At 68.3% G+C, this 14,334-nt stretch carries 18 protein-coding genes and 1 pseudogene; 8 read left to right on the plus strand and 11 right to left on the minus strand.

Features of this window, described 5'->3' with window-relative positions:
• Nucleotides 1-10: 10 nt before the first annotated feature.
• Genes A5714_RS09935 through A5714_RS09945 form a run of 3 tightly spaced genes read right to left on the minus strand, consistent with a single transcriptional unit; the run spans nucleotide 11 to nucleotide 2,140 of the window.
• Entirely contained in the window at nucleotides 11-1,366 is a 1,356-nt protein-coding gene (locus A5714_RS09935) for an FAD-binding oxidoreductase (protein WP_068284902.1), read from the minus strand.
• A 56-nt stretch (nucleotides 1,367-1,422) separates the two neighbouring features.
• Nucleotides 1,423-1,806, minus strand: a complete 384-nt coding sequence (locus tag A5714_RS09940; RefSeq protein WP_068070646.1) for a DUF4267 domain-containing protein — start codon at nucleotides 1,804-1,806, stop codon at nucleotides 1,423-1,425.
• Between the two features lie 22 nt (nucleotides 1,807-1,828).
• The gene (locus A5714_RS09945; protein ID WP_068284904.1) at nucleotides 1,829-2,140 is read right to left on the minus strand and encodes an NIPSNAP family protein; all 312 of its coding nucleotides are present in this window, start codon (nucleotides 2,138-2,140) and stop codon (nucleotides 1,829-1,831) included.
• Nucleotides 2,141-2,239: 99 nt separating this feature from the next.
• Between A5714_RS09945 and A5714_RS09950 the strand changes: the two genes are divergently transcribed.
• Nucleotides 2,240-2,848, plus strand: a complete 609-nt coding sequence (locus tag A5714_RS09950) for a TetR/AcrR family transcriptional regulator (RefSeq protein WP_068284906.1) — start codon at nucleotides 2,240-2,242, stop codon at nucleotides 2,846-2,848.
• Nucleotides 2,849-2,912: 64 nt separating this feature from the next.
• Here the strand turns inward: A5714_RS09950 and A5714_RS09955 are convergent, their stop codons facing one another.
• Complete coding sequence (locus A5714_RS09955) at nucleotides 2,913-3,344, minus strand: DMT family transporter (RefSeq protein ID WP_255377967.1); 432 nt, start codon at nucleotides 3,342-3,344, stop codon at nucleotides 2,913-2,915.
• 274 nt (nucleotides 3,345-3,618) lie between these two features.
• Here A5714_RS09955 and A5714_RS09960 point away from each other — a divergent pair, with 274 nt between their 5' ends.
• From A5714_RS09960 to A5714_RS09985, 6 genes are all read left to right on the plus strand, one after another.
• On the plus strand, nucleotides 3,619-4,890 hold the full coding sequence (locus tag A5714_RS09960) for a cytochrome P450 (RefSeq protein ID WP_068284908.1): 1,272 nt from the start codon (nucleotides 3,619-3,621) through the stop codon (nucleotides 4,888-4,890).
• A 43-nt stretch (nucleotides 4,891-4,933) separates the two neighbouring features.
• On the plus strand, nucleotides 4,934-5,932 hold the full coding sequence (locus A5714_RS09965) for a phosphotriesterase (RefSeq protein WP_082959665.1): 999 nt from the start codon (nucleotides 4,934-4,936) through the stop codon (nucleotides 5,930-5,932).
• A gap of 78 nt (nucleotides 5,933-6,010) precedes the next feature.
• A complete protein-coding gene (locus A5714_RS09970) occupies nucleotides 6,011-6,748 on the plus strand; it encodes an HpcH/HpaI aldolase/citrate lyase family protein (RefSeq protein ID WP_068284910.1) in 738 nt (245 codons plus the stop codon).
• Complete coding sequence (locus A5714_RS09975) at nucleotides 6,745-7,698, plus strand: C-terminal binding protein (RefSeq protein WP_068284911.1); 954 nt, start codon at nucleotides 6,745-6,747, stop codon at nucleotides 7,696-7,698. Before A5714_RS09970 ends, A5714_RS09975 begins: the two co-directional genes overlap by 4 nt.
• A 14-nt stretch (nucleotides 7,699-7,712) precedes the next feature.
• Nucleotides 7,713-8,309, plus strand: coding sequence for a TetR/AcrR family transcriptional regulator (locus A5714_RS09980; protein WP_068284912.1), 597 nt, complete (start codon nucleotides 7,713-7,715; stop codon nucleotides 8,307-8,309).
• Between the two features lie 70 nt (nucleotides 8,310-8,379).
• Nucleotides 8,380-8,679, plus strand: a complete 300-nt coding sequence (locus A5714_RS09985) for a hypothetical protein (protein ID WP_156747256.1) — start codon at nucleotides 8,380-8,382, stop codon at nucleotides 8,677-8,679.
• Here the strand turns inward: A5714_RS09985 and A5714_RS09990 are convergent.
• The gene (locus A5714_RS09990; RefSeq protein ID WP_068070628.1) at nucleotides 8,676-8,945 is read right to left on the minus strand and encodes a hypothetical protein; all 270 of its coding nucleotides are present in this window, start codon (nucleotides 8,943-8,945) and stop codon (nucleotides 8,676-8,678) included. The two genes, A5714_RS09985 and A5714_RS09990, sit on opposite strands and share 4 nt — an antisense overlap.
• A gap of 435 nt (nucleotides 8,946-9,380) precedes the next feature.
• On the opposite strand from A5714_RS09990, the gene A5714_RS25290 reads away from it, so the two are divergent.
• Nucleotides 9,381-9,803, plus strand: a complete 423-nt coding sequence (locus A5714_RS25290; RefSeq protein ID WP_197513630.1) for an SdpI family protein — start codon at nucleotides 9,381-9,383, stop codon at nucleotides 9,801-9,803.
• Here the strand turns inward: A5714_RS25290 and A5714_RS10000 are convergent.
• From A5714_RS10000 to A5714_RS27075, 6 genes and pseudogenes are all read right to left on the minus strand, one after another.
• Entirely contained in the window at nucleotides 9,760-10,188 is a 429-nt protein-coding gene (locus tag A5714_RS10000; RefSeq protein WP_068070625.1) for a hypothetical protein, read from the minus strand. The genes A5714_RS25290 and A5714_RS10000 overlap by 44 nt on opposite strands.
• A gap of 48 nt (nucleotides 10,189-10,236) precedes the next feature.
• Nucleotides 10,237-10,785 carry a DUF302 domain-containing protein gene (locus A5714_RS10005; RefSeq protein ID WP_068284916.1) on the minus strand — a complete coding sequence of 183 codons (549 nt, stop codon included), beginning with the start codon at nucleotides 10,783-10,785 and terminating at the stop codon, nucleotides 10,237-10,239.
• A gap of 158 nt (nucleotides 10,786-10,943) precedes the next feature.
• Nucleotides 10,944-11,471: a helix-turn-helix domain-containing protein gene (locus A5714_RS10010; RefSeq protein WP_068284917.1), complete on the minus strand. Its 528-nt coding sequence runs from the start codon at nucleotides 11,469-11,471 to the stop codon at nucleotides 10,944-10,946.
• 57 nt (nucleotides 11,472-11,528) lie between these two features.
• Entirely contained in the window at nucleotides 11,529-12,560 is a 1,032-nt protein-coding gene (locus A5714_RS10015) for a fused (3R)-hydroxyacyl-ACP dehydratase subunits HadA/HadB (RefSeq protein WP_068284922.1), read from the minus strand.
• A gap of 103 nt (nucleotides 12,561-12,663) precedes the next feature.
• Nucleotides 12,664-13,917, minus strand: a complete 1,254-nt coding sequence (kasB, locus tag A5714_RS10020) for a 3-oxoacyl-ACP synthase KasB (protein ID WP_068284918.1) — start codon at nucleotides 13,915-13,917, stop codon at nucleotides 12,664-12,666.
• Between the two features lie 149 nt (nucleotides 13,918-14,066).
• Nucleotides 14,067-14,180: pseudogene (locus A5714_RS27075) on the minus strand (TetR/AcrR family transcriptional regulator); the annotation flags it as partial.
• Nucleotides 14,181-14,334: the final 154 nt, after the last annotated feature.

The following is a 14,334-nucleotide window of genomic DNA, read 5'->3' on the forward strand; positions in this document are numbered from 1 at the left end:
GGCGCCGCGCTCAGCTCGCCGTGTGCGCAGCGAGTATCCGGGTGGGCGTTATGCGCCGATCGGGGTCGACGGCGGCGCTGATGTCGGCCAGCCGCTGCAGGTCGTCCGGGTCGAGCCCGTTGGGATCTGCCGCGCGACCGTCGGCGAATGGCGCCGAGGACCGCCCGGTGTCGGCGGCGGCCGCCGCCGACAGCACCCGGGCCAAGCCATCCTCGGTGCGGGCACGCGTCGCGGCGTCGCCTGCGATGCCCACCGCGTGCAACAGGTACGGTGCCGGGACGGCGGTCAGCGCGCCGTTCCGGGCGGCCGCGTCGTTGTCCAGGTTGCGCAACTCGACCATCGCCACCGCCGAATCGGCACTGGCGGCGGTGCGAAACACCGCGGCCGCGACGTCGGGGCCGTTGGGCCCCAGCCATCGGCCCGTGCCCAAAGCGGGGACCGCGCCCGGTGGGTCGAGGTGGATCTGGGCCAGCCGGGCGGCGTCAGCGGGCGCCCACTGGCTGTTGACCGCAGGCGCCGGCGCCGCCGACAAGGCTTGCAGCAGCGGCAGCGCGGCGTCTGGGCCTTGCGGTGAGGCGAACGCCAAATGCACGACGGGAACGCCTTGAAGCGGGGGCGGGAAGGCCGGCGAGCCCGGCGGTGTGCGCAACACACTCAAGCTCGTCGACAGCGCCGCACCCACGTGGCCCATGGCCGTCGCCCAGGCGTCGACGACGGCTTCCAGTGCGTCGATGCTCCACAGCAGATAACCGGCCCACGGGTCGTCGACGGCGACGAGCTCGACCGTCAACGAGGTGGCCAGACCGGTGCCGCCACCCCCGCGGAACGCCCACAGTGCGTCGCGGTCGACCGCGTCGGTGGCGTCCTCCGCCGCCCGCCGAAGGGCGCCGTGGCCATCGACGTAGTCGACAGCGAGCAGCGACGAGCTGGCCATTCCGTGCGGGCGCGTCAAGAAGCCGACGCCGCCGCCGAAGGTGTAGCCCGCGACGGCCACCGTGGGTGACGTCCCCGCCAGCCCCAGCAACCCGGCACCTTCGGCCCGCGCGTTGACCTGTGACCAGGTCGCACCGGCGCCGACGCGCGCTACGCGAGCGGGCGCGTCGATGTGGACGGTGTTCAACGCCGACGTGTCGACCAGCAAATGGTCCGAGTCGACCGGCCCGCCGGCGCCGTGCCCGCTCGCTTGCACGACCACACCGAGCTGGTGCCGCTCGGCCCACGCGACGGCCTGCGCCACCTCCTGGGCGCTGCGCGGGTGCGCGACCATGGCCGGGCGTTGGACGGTCGCGGCGTTGTGCGGGGTGGTCGCGGCCCGGTAGGTGTCGCTTCCGGGCCGGGAGTACAGATCGGTTCGGGTCTCGGTCATGGCGTTTCGGTCACCTTCGGCGCGGTGCGGGCGGGGGGCGTGGTGGCGGTGCGCGTTCAGGCGACGAGCAGCAGTGCGGTGGTTAACAGCATGACCGCGGCGGTGGCGCCGTGCACTCCGTAGGCGATCGATTTGGCTCCGCCGTTGCGCAACACGATGGTGGCGTCGACGATCGGGATGAGCGTTGCGGCCAGCATCACCCAGCCGGCGAGGTGTGTCGCGTGCGCACTCAGCAGGACGATCACGAACAGGCCCGTGGTGATATCGCGGATTCCCTTGACGCTCAGGTAAGCCCGGACTCCGGGTTGGTCGATGTCGGGGAGCACCCCGTATCCGGCGGCGGCAGCGCGTGGCGCGGCGAGGAAGCGTGTGCCGATGGCGATGATGGCCGCGGCGAGCAACCCGGCGAGGACGTAGCCGATGGTCGTGGTGATGGTCATGTCGAAAACTCCTTGACTGTGCTCAGTGGATGGGGGAGTAGGGCGTCGGGGTGAGCAGGGTCGACTGCACGTCGAGGATGTCGGCGACGTCGAATCCGGCCATGTCCGTGGTGAATTCGGTGCTGGACATGACCCGCCGGGTGACGTCGTCGGGGTCGGCGCCCGGCGGATAGTCGATCAGTGCGAGCAACCGGTTCGCGCCGTGTTCGGTCCAGACGCCGTGAGTGGTGACGCCGAACGTTGCGAAGGTGGTGACGTGTCGGGCCCAGTGCACCGCGGCGTAGCGCCGGAGCGCGTCGGGTGATCGCAGGGTGTAGCTCCTGAGTTGAAACATGCTGGTGGTCTCCCTCGGTCTGACTGCTAGCAACGCTAACCCCGTCGCGTGACGGAGTCAATAGCATCGCTAGCTAAACTAGCTGTGATACTGTCGGGTATGGCCACGAAGGATCGGCGCGAGCGGGAACAGGCCGCCCGGCGGCGGCTGATCGTCACCACCGCTCGCGCGCTGGCGGAGGCCGAGGGGTGGGATGCGGTCACCACTCGGCGGCTGTCCACCGAGATCGAGTACAGCCAGCCCGTGCTCTACAAGCACTTCGCCGGCATGGAACAGATCGCGGACGCCGTCGCGCTCGACGGCTACGCGGAGCTCGCCGCCGCGATGCGGGCGGTGTCGCGGGATACGGTCGCGGGGCCGGACGCAGTGCTCGATCGAATTGTGCAGGCGTACTTGCAATTCGCGCGCGACAACCCGGCCGCCTATGACGCGATGTTCACCCGCGCGACCGCGCTGCGCTTCGCCGCCGCGGCCACGCCTCCCGAGCTGTTGGAGGCGTTCACGGCGTTACGAGAGGCGGTCGGTCGCGTCGCCCGTGGGCGGGACGCGGACACACTCACCGAGGTCTTCTGGGCCGCGTTGCATGGACTGGTCACCCTCGGCGCGACCGGTCGACTGCGCCCGGACCATGTCGACGCACGCGCGCGACTGCTGGTCGACCAGTTCACGGGCAGGACGCAACCGTCGCGCGAAGCTGACGGCGAATAGATCACAGGGGCGTCGCATCGGCGCGCTGCGAACCGCGGCCGGTACCGCCGCGGCGCGCGGCCGCTCAGAATCGCGAAATCAACGTGACACCGCCAATCATCAACACCGCCCCCAGGATTCGCCACACCGTGATCGGGTGGGCCTCGATGCGGAACCAGCCGAAATGATCGACGAGCAACGACATGATGAGCGCCGCGGTGACCGTGATGCCGACAAACGAGCCGGCACCGACTTTGGTGACCAAGGTCAGGCCCGCATAGACCTGCACCGCTCCGACAAGCCCACCGACCACTGCCCACCATGGCATCGACGCCAGGTTCTCCGAGGTGGGCAGCGGGTGCGGGAGGATCAGAAACATCGCCAGAAAAAAGATCGTGATCAACGCGAACGACACCGTGGACGCCAGCCACGGGTTGATCAGGTGTTTGTAAAGTTGCCCGTTCATTGCGGCCCCACAGGTCTGAAGGGCTCCCCCGATGATGATGAAGGGAACCACCCACGTCGCGTTCAATTGCCCTGCCTCTCAGCGCTGGAAGAGATGGACCGGTGGTCGCGCACCCGTCGCGCACCGACGCCGATGCCATCGTTGGGGTGACAAGGTGTCGGTGTCATTCTCATCGACTTCGCGCGATACGGGGGGCGCCCCGACGCGCGGGTTGGCGGCATCCGCGGCCCGAGCTGCCCTTCGGCCGGCAAGCGGGGCGGGCGGGCGCCGCGGGTTGACTGATACCGGCATAGTCCGACAAACTTCACTGAACACGTTCAGTGAAATGAAGGGCGGACCTGTGACGCGCGCGGCTGATGCGGCAATCACGCATTACGATCCGTTCTCGCCCGAGTGCCTCGAGGATCCCTACCCGTACTACGCGTGGCTACGCGACGAGCATCCGCTGTACTACGTCGAGGACTACGACATGTGGGTCGTCTCGCGGTTCGAGGACGTGTACCGCTTGCTCGGCGACCCGGAGATGCCGTTCGAGGCCCGCGAGGGCACGGTGCCCACGAAGGCGGAAATGCTGGCGCGCAACGACGGGCCGGTGCCCCCCGCGGGGCTGTCGCCGGTCAGCGGCTTCACCCGGGTCGACCAACCTCACCAAGGCCGGCTCCGCGGGTTCGTCAACCATGCGTTTCGGCCACGGCCCGTCTCGCGCCTCGAGGACTGGTTCCGTGAGCTGGTCCGCGCCGACCTGCCGGACGCGCTGGCCCGGCGGGAATTCAACCTTCCAGAATTGTTCGGGCTCTGGACGGCAAAGACCATGTGCCACCTCGCGGGCCTTCCGGCCGAAGCGGCTCGCGACCTGCGGGACGCGATCAACGAGTCCTCGGCCGCCATCGGCAACCAGGGTCTGGGCCTGAACCCGATCGATGGGCTCAAGCGGATCAACCGCGCCGCCCACGCGGCTGTGGCGGCGCGGCGCGAGGCCGGCGCGGACGGCAGCCATCCCTTCGTCGACGCGGTGATCAACGCGGTGTTCGAGGGCCGCTCGTTGTCCGACCGCGAGGTGGCGGCTCAACTTCTGGTGCCCCTGATCGGCGGCGTCGAGACGGTGCCCAAGGTGACCTCCCACGGGCTGTGGGAGTTGACCAAGAACCCCGACCAGCTCGCGGCCGTTCGCGCCGACCTGGGCACCAACACGCCTCCGGCCTTCGACGAAATGTCGCGTTACTGCGGTCCCGCACAATGGTTTTCACGCACCGTGACCGCACCCGTGGATTTGCTTGGTCAGCACCTGACGCCAGGCCAGCGGATCATCTTCCTGATCCAGTCGGCACAGCGTGACCCCCGCGAATTCCCCGATTCCGACGTGTTCCGGTGGAATCGGCGGATGAAGCGGACTCTTTCGTTCGGCCACGGCGGTCATTTCTGCATGGGTATCCACTTGGCCAAGATGCAAGGCCGCGTGATCCTGCAGGAGTTCTTAGACGCCGTCGACGAGTTCGACTTCGACGAAGCCGCCGCCGTGCGCAGCGCGTCCAGCTTTCAAAAGGGCTGGGACGTCTTGCCCGTCCGCATTCACTCGCTGGCCGGGAGCGCCTGGTGATGACGAACTGTTCGAAGCGCCCATTCGAGCCGCAGGGCCGACTGTGACCACCGACGGCACCGTCGCCACCATCCGGGGCCGACGACGCGCCAATGGCCTTGGCCGCACGCTGATGCACGAGCACGTTTTCGCGGTGTCCGCGGCGCTGGCCAACGACCGTCCCGAACTGGCCTATCCGCGTGGTAAGCAGGCGGCGCTGGACAGCGTGGTGGCGCGTCTGCAACAGGTGAAGGACGCCGGTATCGACACCATCGTCGACGTCACCGTCTTCGGCCACGACCGCGATGTGCCCGCCCTGGTCGAGGTCAACGCGCGCGTAGACCTCAATATCGTTGTCGCCACCGGGTTTTACACCGAGGACCTGCCCTCCAAGACTTTCGAGATTCGGCAGGCCCTGGCCCGCCGGCAGGGACGCAACTTCTTCGCCGACGTGTTCATCGCCGACATCGTCGACGGTATCGGCCACACCGGGGTCCACGCCGGCATCATCAAGTGCGTCACCGGTCCGGCCGGCCTGACTCGCGGGTCCAAGGGGTTGCTACGCGCCTCGGCGATCGCCGCGCGCGAGACCGGCGTCCCGATCACCACGCATTCCGATCCACACGTGCGGGGCGGCCTTGAGCAACTCGACCTGTTCGCCACTGAGGGAATGGACCTCACCCGGGTGGTGATCGGGCACAGCGGCGATACCACCGACATCGACTATCTCAAGGCGCTCATGGACACCGGGGCGACGATGGCGTCGGACCGGTTCGGCTACGACGTCGAGGGTGCCGCCACGATGCACGAGCGGGTCGCGGTGATCGCCACCCTGTGCGACCAGGGATACGCCGACCGCATCGTGGTGTCGCACGACGCGATGCTGCACACCGACTGGCTCGAACCCGGGGGTGGCACCGCGATGTACCCGCACTGGGAACCTACCTACATATCCACCGAGGTGCTACCCGCGCTCAGCGCCGCCGGCGTCTCCGACGCCGACCTGCACCAGATCCTCGTCGACACTCCGGCCCGGCTGCTGGCGTGCTCGGTGCCCCGCTGACTAAGGAGGTTAACCATAAGCACACCTCAAGCGCCACAACCGAAGTCGCCGCTAAGACGAACCCTCGCCGAACGCGCGTTGACCACCGGTCCGTGGGTCACCTTCACCGATCCCCACGCCGTCGAGGCACTGGCCAAGCTCGACCTCGACTATGTGGTCATCGACTGCCAGCACGGGTCGGCCGATCTCGGCTCGCTGCTGCCGATGCTGCGCGCGGCTGCGCTTCACGACAAACCCGCGCTCGTCCGGGTTGCGGCCAACGAGCCGTGGCAGATCATGCGCGCGTTAGACCTGGGCGCCGCCGGAGTCATCGTCCCCATGGTCAACACGGCCGCCGAGGCCGAGACTGCCGCCTCCGCAATGCTTTACCCACCCCACGGCGAACGGTCGTTCGGGCCCCTGCGTCCCTCGGCCGGAGCGGGCTTTGTCCCTGGTGACGGTCCCGTGCTGCTGGTCATGATCGAGACGGCCCGGGGGCTCGCGGAGGTCGACGCCATTGCCGCCACCCCTGGGGTGGACGGCCTGTTCGTCGGCCCGATCGATCTCGCGCTCGGCATCGGCGCGGTTCGGGACGGCAACGTGCTGAAGGGCATCAGCGCGGAAGCCACCCTCTCGGCGGTTGCAACGATCGCGGCCGCCGCGCGTGCGCAGCACAAGGTGCTCGCCGGAGCCGTGTTCAGTCCGGAGCATGCGCGGCTGATGACGCGTGCCGGGGTGCGGCTACAGGTCTACGGCTCCGACGGCCAGTGGCTGGCGGCGGGCGCCAAGGCGGCCCGCAAGCTCACCGACGAACTGGCGGCGGAGGTCGACGCGTGAAAGCGCTTCTCACCAATCCCTCGATGACGCCGCCGGACGCGGTCACGGCCCCCCTGCGTGACATCGCCGACATCGTCACGGTGTCGGACGGTTCGGCCGAGGCGCTCGCCGAGGCGGCCCGCGACGCCGACGCATTGATCGTCGCCGTGGAACCGATTCGGGCGCAGCTTATCTCGGAGCTCGCCCGTTGCAGGGTCATCCACCGCTGCGGTATCGGCGTGGACGTCGTCGATGTCGAGGCGGCCACCCGGGCGGGCATTCAGGTGACGAACGTGCCGGACGCGAACTTCCACGAGGTCGCCGCGCACGCGATGGCGTTCATTCTCGCCCTGACCCGCGGGCTCGTCGCGTGGGATGCCACTGTGCGCGCCGGCCGATTCGGTGACGGGCGGCTGGGCATGTCGCTGCACCGGCCCGCCGTGCAGACCCTTGGCCTAATCGGGTTGGGGCGAATCGGTCGCCGCGTCGCGACGGCGGCCCGGGCCGTCGGTTTCTCCGTTATCGCCCACGATCCCGCGGTGTCACCGGAGGACGCCGCCGCGCTGGGCGTGACACTGGCGGACCTCGACGCCGTCATCACGGCCAGCGACGTTGTGTCGCTTCATATTCCGTTGACGTCGTGCACGCGGCACCTGCTTGACGCCGCGGCACTGTCGCGGATGAAACGCGGAGCGTTCGTGGTCAACGTGTCACGCGGGGGGCTCGTTGACGAGGTGGCGCTCGCGGAGGCCATCCGATCCCGGCGCCTCGCCGGTGCGGCACTCGACACCTTCGAGACCGAGCCGCTGCCCGCCCACAGCCCACTGCTCAAGGTCGACGGTGTCCTGCTGTCCCCGCACGCCGCTCACTGGAGCAGGGAGTCGCTCGGCGAGACGATGGTCAAGAGCTTCGCCGAGGTGGCCCGGGTGCTGCGCGGTGAGGCGCCGCATTACCCGGTCAACCGCGTCTGAAGGGTTGCGCTGTCGTGGGTGGCCGTAAAGACGAGAGCCGGCGCCGCCGCAACGCCGTCTTCGCCGCGACCTGGGATCTCGTCGAGGCCGGCGGGCTGTCCGCGGTCACCATGCGGCAGGTGGCCGAACGCGCCGGCGTCGCCCTGGGCACCATCTTCCTATACGCCTCCAACAAAGACGAGCTGCTCCTACAGGTATTCGGGGAGCGGTTGGCCGCGCGGTGGAACGGCTTTCTTCGCGCGTCGGAAGGGAAACCGCCGCTGCGGCGCGTCGAGGCGTTCTACGACGACTGCCTGACGATGTTTTTCGCCGACGTCGACAACATCGGCGGGTACTACACGCTGCTGCTCCGTTATCCGACGACGAAGTTTCCCGAAGTGGTCGAGCTGCGCGCACGGCTGCGCCGTATCCTGCGCGAGGCCGAGGGCGACGGGTCGATCCGGTCGACCGCCGATACGGCCGCTTTGGAACAGGCCTATTACGGCGTGTTCGCGATGGCTGTGCTGGAACACGTCCACGTCGGGGATACAACGCGGACGCGCACCACCATGCGTCGGTCGATGGCGCTGCTGCGCCGCGGTGCCGCCGCCGACGACGCGACGAATCGGTGAGCCCCGCGCCCGGGCGTAAACGTTGCGATGCGCACGCTTTCCGGATCACGCCGTGGGGTAACCGACCCGGGTGGGCGAACATCAGCCGGTGGCCGAATGGCAGGCAGCGCAGGCTGTCGAGTTCATTCGCGCACTGCGACGACACGAGGGGGCGACGACCAGCAGGCTCGCGTGGCTGGAACGGCAGACGGCGACCGCCAGCAATGCGCGCGCCGGCGCGCTGCGCGGGGAGGCGGCAACACTGCGGCGCGACATCCAGGCGGCTCAAGAGCTCATCGATCGGCTGGAGCGGACCTACCTGCGAGGCGACCGACCGCGGGTCGATGCGAGGGTGGACAGGGGGCTGGCACTGCGCGCCGCCAGGAATTAGCCCTCGTCCGCGTCGTCCTTGGAGTCGTCGCTGTCGCCGGAATGTTTGGCCTCGTCCCGTTCATCGCCGTCCCGTTCATCGTCACCGGATTTCTCTGATTCCCCGGCCTGGTCCGCGTATTTCGTCAACAACCCGCCGAGCTTGCGGGCCTCCTCCGGTGTCAGCGTGTCGTCGAAGACCCGCTCATCCTTGTCCGATATGCGCTCCAGATAGACGAACTTGTCCTTGAGGCTGACGTCCCACCGCGGCCCCTCTTGTTCAGCCATTGGTTCCTGCCTTTCGACTCGTGTTGGTGCGGAAACGGCGTGCCCCCGCTCGTTCGCTGTTTATTCACTTCGTCCGGGGCCTTCCGGGTGCACCCGGACCCGGCGTCCTCAATGGGACTGATCGGATGCGTCCTGGTCAGCGGTCGGCAACGCTTCGGCGCCGGGAGTCGCGGGCGTTTGAGCGATCTCCTCGGCCTCGGATTCGGTGCTGGCGTGCGGATCCGGTGACGACATGTTGCCCCCTGTTCGGCGTGCTGTAGTAAACGATTCGTCTTGACCGGACTACCCAATCGGCGCGTTTTGCTACCGCTGGTGCCCAACACCGCGGCCAGGGCTCAGAATCGTCCTGACGGGCGGAAGCTGCTGGAGCAACCGGCGGCGTGGCGGAGCCGGACGAGGGACGCGATGCAGTCGGTACGTGATCAGGCGCTACTGATGGCGGTAGTCATCGGGGTCGCCTTGGCTGCGTTGAGCCTGCTGATCACTGGCAACTGGTGGCGCGCCGCGCGCGATGAGCTCCCTCGCAACCCGCACCTCGGCATCCGGACGCCCTCGACGCTGCGCACCGAGCAGTCCTGGAGGGCCGGCAACCGCGCGGCGCTGCGCGTGGTCCCGCTGATTGCGTTGTTGAACGTCGCGACGTGCGCGGCGATGGTTGTCGCCGCGGGCCAGGGGTGGCGACTGGTCGTCGTCTGCAGCGCCGGCGCAGGACTCGTCGGCTTCATCGGCCTGGCCATCGCCGCCACCGTTGTCGCCGGCAGGGCGGCGCGAGCGGCCGATGACGGCGCACCCGCGGACCGACCGTCGCCGTCGCCTAGCCGTCCTGACGTGCCTGGTCGTCGGCGGCGGCGTAGTTGAAGTACTCGGGTCCGAGCCAGTCTTTGATGCTCGGGTACATGGCCGAGCGGAAGAGTTCGACGGCGGGTAGCGGCCGGTAGGCGGCGGTTCGTTTCCTGATCATCCCGCTGTCATCGTCTTCGACGAGTTCGAAGATCTCGAGTTCCCGGCCCTCGATCTCTCCGCGCCATTGCAGAAACGTCGTGCGCTCGTCGAGCTTGTGTTCGCGCACGTAGCGGCCGTTACGCACGTGTGAGGACAGCGCCCAGATCGCGCCGATGAGCTCACGACCCGTCACGACCTTGGTCAGGATCGGCGTGTGGAACTCGACGTCGTCCGCGAGAAGCGCGGTCATCTCCGCGGCGGTGACGTTGCCGCGGTCACGAAGGGCGCGTAACGGGTGCATGGCGGTCCTCGGCTGACTAGCGGATGACAGGCGTTGTGGGCAAACCAGTTACGAGCCCGACGGCTGCCCGAGCAGTACGGCGGGGGCCTTGACTCCCATCGCTGCCAGCACGCTGGCGATCTTCTGGTCCAGCTCCCGGCCGACGTCCGCCACGTCCGGGTTGCCACCGAGGCTGCCGAAGAGCGTGCTGGGCTGATCGATGACCAGGACACCCTGACCGTCATCTGCGGCGAAGATGAACAGCCGAAGCGGCGCGTAGAGCATGGTCGCCGGTTCGTGCCGGTACATCCGCTCGGCAATGGTGTGGTTGCCGGCCAAATACTCCACTCCGGGACGGTCGGTGCCGGAGGTGCGCAGGTAGGCCAGGACATCGATGGAGCCGAAGCGCATCAATCCCAGCGGCGCCTCGGTGTCGGCCAGCCGCAGGTTCGCCTCCCAGCTGTCGAGGGCCTGGAAGCGGGCAGGGTCGATCGGCGGGACGACCCTTTCGAAGTCCGTGATGGCGTCTGCGAACGGGCGACCGAGAGGCACCTGCAGGCGCCGGATCACATGCTCGGTGCAGGATTCCACCGTGACGGCGTCGTAATCGGTTGTCATCGTTGCACTTCCGTTCGTGAGGTGGTTTGTCCGGGAGCGGCGTCGGTGTGCGCCTACCCTCACCGTACAAGTTCATTCAATGAAGTTCAACCACCGAAGTTCGAACCTGCGCGCGGGGGCGCGGTGGCGGTCCCGCCTCGGCGCGCCGGCCGGCGCTCTCAGGCCGCGTCGATGAGGGGATGCAGCATGCGGTGCGGCTTGCGCAGCAGCCGGCTGACCCGGTCGTCACGCGCCGAATCCGTCGAGGTGTCCCGCCTAGGGTGAACTTCGAGATCCCGGGGTGCGGGTACCGCACCGCACCTTCCGCAATTGCCCAGCGGGGTGAGTTGACCGTCGCAGGTGACATGGACAATCGGGCGGCGCAACGGCGGTTCGACGTAGAACTCGTTGCCCCAGTGCATCATTGCCCAGACAACGGGCCAGAGAAGTTCACCCTTGTGGGTCAGCGCATACTCGCTGCGCCCACTGGCGCCGACGGACGTCGTCATGATGTCGTGTTCCACCAACAACTTCAGGCGCTCGGTCAGCACCGCCGGCGGAATCGCCAGATGCTCCCGGAAGTCGGTGAACCGAACCACGCCGTAGAACGCGTCCCGAATGATGAGTAAGGTCCACCGTTCGCCGATGACCTCGAGCGAGCGTGCCACCGGGCACACCTCGTTGTCGTACTCACGCCGCAGAGCCATCCGTCCAGGGTACGGCAGAGCCAGTTCACTGACCGAACCGGCGCGTCGGGTCAGGTGTCAGCGAAAGCGGATGCTGAGCGTGGCCAGGCCGAAGATCTTGCGGCCCCCCGACTTCGCGCCGACGATGACGACGCCGGAGCGGGTCGCGGGATCCAGCGACTTGACGCGGCCGCTGAATTCGATGTCCGCGCCCTCGGCGGCCGACACGACCGCCGGCTGCGACAGCCGTACCGCATAGCGGGTGACCGCCCCCGGGTCGCCCGACCATCGGGAACCGAACCCGGCGCCCAAGCCCATGGTGAGCATGCCGTGGGCGATCACGTCGGGCATGCCGGCCAGCTTGGCGATCTGCTCGTCCCAGTGAATCGGGTTGGCGTCCCCCGCGACGCCGGCGTAGTTGACCAGGTCGCCGCGGGACAGTCGCGCGTGATGTACCGGCAGCTCGTCCCCGACGCTGACGTCGTCAAAGGCGGCGGTGGCCGGTGTGCGGGACGTGCCCGCCTGCGCGATCCGATCCGCGCCATCGGGGCGCACGGTCTTGTGGTAGCCCCCGCCGGATTCGTCGACGCCAAGCAGGTTGACGTCGTGCATCATGACGTTCTGCACGGTCGTGCGGATCGCCGGGTCCACGTCGTCGGCGGTGACACCGACGACCGTCGTGTGCAGGGTGTGCACCCGCTCGCCGTCCGCGTCGGTGAAGGTGTTGGTAACGGTGATCAGGTCCCTGCCGGCGATCCTGCGCACCGCGGACAACTCGACGTCAACGCTCAATTCGTCGCCGGACACGATCGGCCGGTGCTGCTCGAAGACCTCTTCGGTCTGCAGGTACGTCTCGTAGCCGACGACCACCGATTCGAACAGGTGGCGGTTGGCCGCCATCGCGGGGATCGACGTGAAGGTCAGGGGCGCGACCAGGCCCGAGTAGCCCAACCCCGCGGCGGCGGAGACGTCCCAGTGCGCCGGGTGGTAGTCCTGCACCGCCCGCGCGTACTCGCGCACCTTTTCGCGGCCGACCCGGTACGTGTGGTCGACTCGGTAGTAGTGCCCGACCCGCGATTCGAGCGCTGACACCTCTGCTGCTGCGGTCATGAATGTGCCCAACTTTCCTGTCGGCCCGTTGACTGAGGTCGACCAGAGCACACTAACGCGCGTGCGGCGCAGCGCTGCAGGCCGCTACGCCCGGCGGCGCCGGTCAGTACTTGCCGAAGGCGATCGCGACGTTGTGGCCGCCGAAGCCGAACGAGTTGTTGATCGCGTAGTCGTACTTGCCCGGGCGAGGCTTGCCCGAAACGACGTCAAGGTCGATCTCGGGGTCCAGGTTCTCGAGGTTCAGCGTCGGCGGAATGACCTGATCGCGCAGCGCCATGACGGTCAGGATGGATTCGACCGCCCCGACCGCACCGACCGAGTGGCCCAGCGCCGCCTTGGGCGCGTACACGGCCGGAGTGTTGCTGCCGAGCGCGTTGTTGATGGCCTTGCTCTCGGCCACGTCACCCACCGAGGTACCGGTGGCATGGGCGTTGACGTGGTCGATATCGCTGGGGCTCAGGCCGGCGAGCTGGACGGCCCGCGACATCGCATGCCCGGCACGCAGACCGTTGGGATCCGGAGCGACCATGTGGAAACCGTCCGAGGTGATGCTGGCCCCCATGATCCTGGCCAGGATGTTGGCCCCGCGGGCCTTCGCGTGCTCCTCGGTCTCGATCACCATCAGCGCGCCGGCCTCGCCGAACACGAAGCCGGTTCGGTCGCGGTCGAAGGGGCGACAGGCGCCCTGCGGGTCGTCGTTCTTGGTCGACATGACGATGCGCATCTGGGCGAACGCGGCGATCGCGACGGCTTCGATTTTCACCTCGACGCCGCCGCAGATGGCGATGTCCGCCTCCCCGAAGACGATGTTGCGCCAAGCCTGCGCGACACCCTCCGACCCCGAGGCGCACGCCGACACCGACGTCAGCACCCCGGCCTTCGCGTGCCGCTCCAGGCCCACCGCCGCCGCCGCCCCATTGGGCATGTACTTCGACACCGCGAGCGGCGACACCGCCTGCAGCCCGCGGGCCCGCAGGTCGTCATAGCTGTAGACGATCTGCTCGGCCGAGCCGAGGCCGGTGCCGACGGATACCAGCAGTCGGGTGGGGTCGACGTCGGGCGAACCCGCGTTCTCCCACACCCGCCGGCCGAGAACGGTCGACATCATCTGCAGATAACCCATCCGGTGCCGCTCGGCGCGCGTCAAGCCGGCGTCGAACTCTTCCAGCAGATGTCCACCGATGCGGACGGGCAAGTCGTAGTGGTCGACGAATGGGTCCTCGAGCTTGCGGATACCGCTCTGGCCGTCCAGCAGCAGCTTCCAGGTGTTCTCGGCGTCGGTGGCCAGCGCGGTCGTCATCGCGATGCCGGTGACGACCACGTTCGGAAGTGTTTTGCCGGTAACCAGTTCTGTCATTACTCAATCCTTTCGTGCTGACTAGCGCCCGACGGCCGCGCCGCCGCCCGCACGGGCCGGCAGAAGGCGCGGCCGGGACAGGTGCGCGTGCGCGGTCTCGGCTGCGCGTCATCCCCCGGCCAGGCGATATAAGTCCCGATTCTATCGCCACCGACCGCGGCGCTGATCGCACGGATAGACACCGCGGCCGGCCCCGCGCGCACCGCGAGCTCTTCGACGGCGTCGAGCACGCTGTCCAGGTCGTGGACACGCGGTCGAGGCATGCGGACACCATAACAGAGCAATCGCTCTGTTATCAGGCGGTGGCGCGGGGCGTGATCGCGGCGCAGGCTGCGAAGCGGCCGCGGTCGGTGGCGATAGAATCGGGACTTATATCGCCTGGCCGGGGGATGACGCGCAGCCGAGACCGCGCAGCCG

This window comes from Mycobacterium sp. E2462 (assembly GCF_001672685.1).
GTDB lineage: Bacteria > Actinomycetota > Actinomycetes > Mycobacteriales > Mycobacteriaceae > Mycobacterium.